The sequence below is a fragment of the Klebsiella sp. MS 92-3 genome (assembly GCF_000195655.1).
Classification (GTDB): Bacteria; Pseudomonadota; Gammaproteobacteria; order Enterobacterales; family Enterobacteriaceae; genus Klebsiella; species Klebsiella pneumoniae.
Window position 1 is genome coordinate 68,779 of the sequence record NZ_GL882858.1, and the last position, 2,922, is coordinate 71,700.

4 protein-coding genes are annotated in these 2,922 nt (G+C 59.4%); 2 read left to right on the top strand and 2 right to left on the bottom strand.

The features are described from left to right. Positions 1 to 4: 4 nt before the first annotated feature. Positions 5 to 367: a DUF2002 family protein gene (locus HMPREF9538_RS03740; RefSeq protein ID WP_002914291.1), complete on the bottom strand. Its 363-nt coding sequence runs from the start codon at positions 365 to 367 to the stop codon at positions 5 to 7. A gap of 149 nt (positions 368 to 516) precedes the next feature. Between HMPREF9538_RS03740 and HMPREF9538_RS03735 the strand changes: the two genes are divergently transcribed. Further along, positions 517 to 864 (top strand): DUF883 domain-containing protein, encoded by a 348-nt coding sequence (locus tag HMPREF9538_RS03735; RefSeq protein ID WP_002914293.1) that lies wholly within the window; start codon positions 517 to 519, stop codon positions 862 to 864. 142 nt (positions 865 to 1,006) lie between these two features. On the opposite strand, the gene HMPREF9538_RS03730 is transcribed toward HMPREF9538_RS03735, so the two are convergent. Then, positions 1,007 to 2,359 carry a PLP-dependent aminotransferase family protein gene (locus HMPREF9538_RS03730; protein ID WP_004149442.1) on the bottom strand — a complete coding sequence of 451 codons (1,353 nt, stop codon included), beginning with the start codon at positions 2,357 to 2,359 and terminating at the stop codon, positions 1,007 to 1,009. Between the two features lie 88 nt (positions 2,360 to 2,447). On the opposite strand from HMPREF9538_RS03730, the gene HMPREF9538_RS03725 reads away from it, so the two are divergent. After that, positions 2,448 to 2,879, top strand: coding sequence for a carboxymuconolactone decarboxylase family protein (locus HMPREF9538_RS03725; RefSeq protein ID WP_004151037.1), 432 nt, complete (start codon positions 2,448 to 2,450; stop codon positions 2,877 to 2,879). Positions 2,880 to 2,922: the final 43 nt, after the last annotated feature.

Sequence of the window (2,922 nt, forward strand, 5' to 3'; positions counted from 1 at the left end):
CGTATTAATTCGTCGACATTGCCGGCTGGGCTTCGCCAAATAGCCCATTCAGAAAACGCTCAAGCGCCATGCGTGAGCTAAATCCATGCGGAATACCATAATGTTGTTGCGCATCCCCGGCTAAATACAGCGGAAACTGTTCATAATGATCACAGGTTTTGATATCTGAAGCCGGTTCGGCCAGCATATTGCTGCGCTCTTTTAACGCCGGATGAATAACTAACGCTGTTCGCCCCATGCGCGCTTCGCGGTTCACATAAACATAATTATCGCCGCGGCGATAGCCGTACGCTTTTTGCGTCACAACATCCATGGTGAAGCCGGCTTTTTCAAGAACACGCGCCACCTCATCGGGTCTTAAATACATACTGATTCCTCGTTATCTTTTACCGCACATTGACCTTACCTTATTCATTAAGGACAGTGCTTTCGGAAAATTCCAGAAACCACAACAGTAAGCATAATTCAAAATCTTGTCCTACACTTACTCACTCGATGGAATTAAGGGAGATAACGATGGCTAACCATGTGAACCGCAACAATTTTGACGAGAACGCCGAAGATATTCATAACGATGTCAGCCAATTAGCGGATACGCTGGAAGAGGTGCTGAAATCATGGGGCAGTGACGCCAAAGAGGAAGCGGAAGCGGCGCGTGTCAAAGCGCAGTCGCTGTTAAAAGAGACTCGTGCCCGCCTTAATGGCCACAACCGGGTGCAGCAGGCGGCGCTGGATGCGCGCCAGGCAGCGTGCGATGCGCTGGGCTGTGCCGATACCTACGTGCGCAATAAACCGTGGCACAGTGTGGGCGCCGCCGCCGCCGTCGGGGTATTTATTGGCGTATTGCTCAATTTACGTCGATAATAGCTTAAGCGTCGGCTGCCGCCGCGCGATTGGCGCGCGGTAGCCCGCGAGCTTTACGGAAGGCAATGAAGATAACAAATACGCGTCAGCCCCTGCGCGCCTCTGGCCGCAGGGTTTTTCTGCTTCCCCGACTTAAGCGCCATCAAATCGCTATCGCCTCTCTCAGCCGTCGGGCAAGTCCGTCAGCCATCGCCGGCGAACGTATATTGGTAAAACTCATCAATAATCCCCCCTCGCCCGCGTGGCGAATCCGCCAGTCGCTCAGCGCCTGCACCGCCAGCCCGGCCACAACCGCCCGCCGCGCGAGCAGCCGATCGTCGCCGCTGACCGACATAACCAGTTGAATTCCCCCCAGCTGCGGCGTGACCTGAAAGCCCTGCGCCTGCAGAGCCGACTCCAGCCACTGTCTACGCTGGCTATAGCTGGCACGCATTTTCTTCAAATGACGCCAAAAATGTCCCTGCTGGATAAAATCCGCCAGCGTCTGCTGCCACAGGGTGGGAACGGTGCAGGACTGGCGCTCCGCGGTCTGGTGAAAACGCGCCACCAGCGGGGTCGGCACCACCAGCCAGGCGGTGCGCAGCGCCGGGAACATCGACTTACTGAAGGTGCCCGCGTAGATAACCCTCTGCGGCGCATCAAGGCTTTTCAGCGGCGGCAGCGGTTTGCCGTGATAGCGAAACTCGCTATCGTAATCGTCCTCAATGATCCACGCGTCGCGCTCCGCGGCCCACGCCAGCAGCTGGCGGCGTCGGGGAAGCGACAGCGCGACCCCCAGCGGACTCTGATGGGCTGGTGTGAGCAGGGCAAATCGCGCCTGCGGGTGATGACGCTGGCCCCAGCCGACGTCCATCCCTTCGTCGTCCACGGGAATCGCATCCACCGCCAGCTGCCCAGCCTCGACGACCGGCCGGATAAAGGGATACCCCGGATCTTCCATCCACATATGCTGTCCCGGCTGCGCCAGGGTACGCAGGATAAGGTTCATGGAGGCGGCATAGCTGCCGGTGATCAACACCTGATCCGGCTGACAGTCGATACTGCGTGACAGGCGTAGATAATCGACGATAGCCTGGCGCAGAAGCGGATCGCCGCCGGGATCGCCGGGTGCAAGATCGAACCGCGACTGCGTCCGCAGCCGACGCCCCATCACCCGCGCCCACTGCCCGCGCGGAAAGAGATCCAGCGCCGGCAGCCCCATCTGAAACGGCAGCGGCTCCGTCGGCGCGGCCGGTTGCACTGGCGGTACCGGCGCCAGCTGGCGCGGGCTGAGCCGCTCGCTGACAAAGGTCCCCGCCTGCCCACGCCGCTCGAGCCATCCCTGGGCGACCAGCTCTCCCCAGGCGTTTTCGATGGTCGCCCGGGAAACGCCCTGCTCCTGAGCGTACACCCGGCTGGCGGGCAAACGGCTGCCCGGGGTCAGTTCGCCACGTTCAATCGCCGATTTCAACTGGCGGGCGATACGCTGATAAAGCGGGAGGTTAATCGCTTCCATTATGGTCTGCTTTTTTCATCAGAATATGGCTATCTTTTGCAGTCCATTATAGTGCTATTTTGGCTGCCGTCTTAGAGAGGAGAACACCATGAACCAATTACGTCAGCCATTCAGTGAACTGAGCCCGGAAGTCTATAAAGGGCTGGTACAGGCCAGCATCGCGCTGGAGAAAAGCGAGCTGGGCAACGCCCTGGTAGAGCTGGTTTATTTACGCGTCTCGCAGATCAACGGCTGCGCCTTCTGTCTTGAGAAACATAGCCAGGCGCTGCGCAAAGGCGGCATGGCGCAAAGCAAACTGGATGCCCTTGCGGGCTGGCGGGTAAGCGCCCACTTTACTCCGGCCGAACGCGCGGCGCTGGCTTGGGCCGAGTCGGTCACCGACATTGCCGCCAGCCATGCGGAAGATGAGGTTTACCAGCCGCTGCGCGAACATTTTACCCCGCGTCAGATAAGCGATCTGACCTTCGCCGTCAGTCTGATGAACGCCTTTAACCGCCTCGCCGTGGCCATGCGCCTGTAGTTCCGCACAGCCTCCCCCCTCCCCCCCCCCCCCCCCCCCCCCC

Coding starts and splice junctions, on each gene's coding strand:
- HMPREF9538_RS03725 (WP_004151037.1), top strand. CDS start 2,448: ATGAACCAATTACGTCAGCCATTCAGTGAACTGAGCCCGGAAGTCTAT.
- HMPREF9538_RS03735 (WP_002914293.1), top strand. CDS start 517: ATGGCTAACCATGTGAACCGCAACAATTTTGACGAGAACGCCGAAGAT.
- HMPREF9538_RS03740 (WP_002914291.1), bottom strand. CDS start 367: ATGTATTTAAGACCCGATGAGGTGGCGCGTGTTCTTGAAAAAGCCGGC.
- HMPREF9538_RS03730 (WP_004149442.1), bottom strand. CDS start 2,359: ATGGAAGCGATTAACCTCCCGCTTTATCAGCGTATCGCCCGCCAGTTG.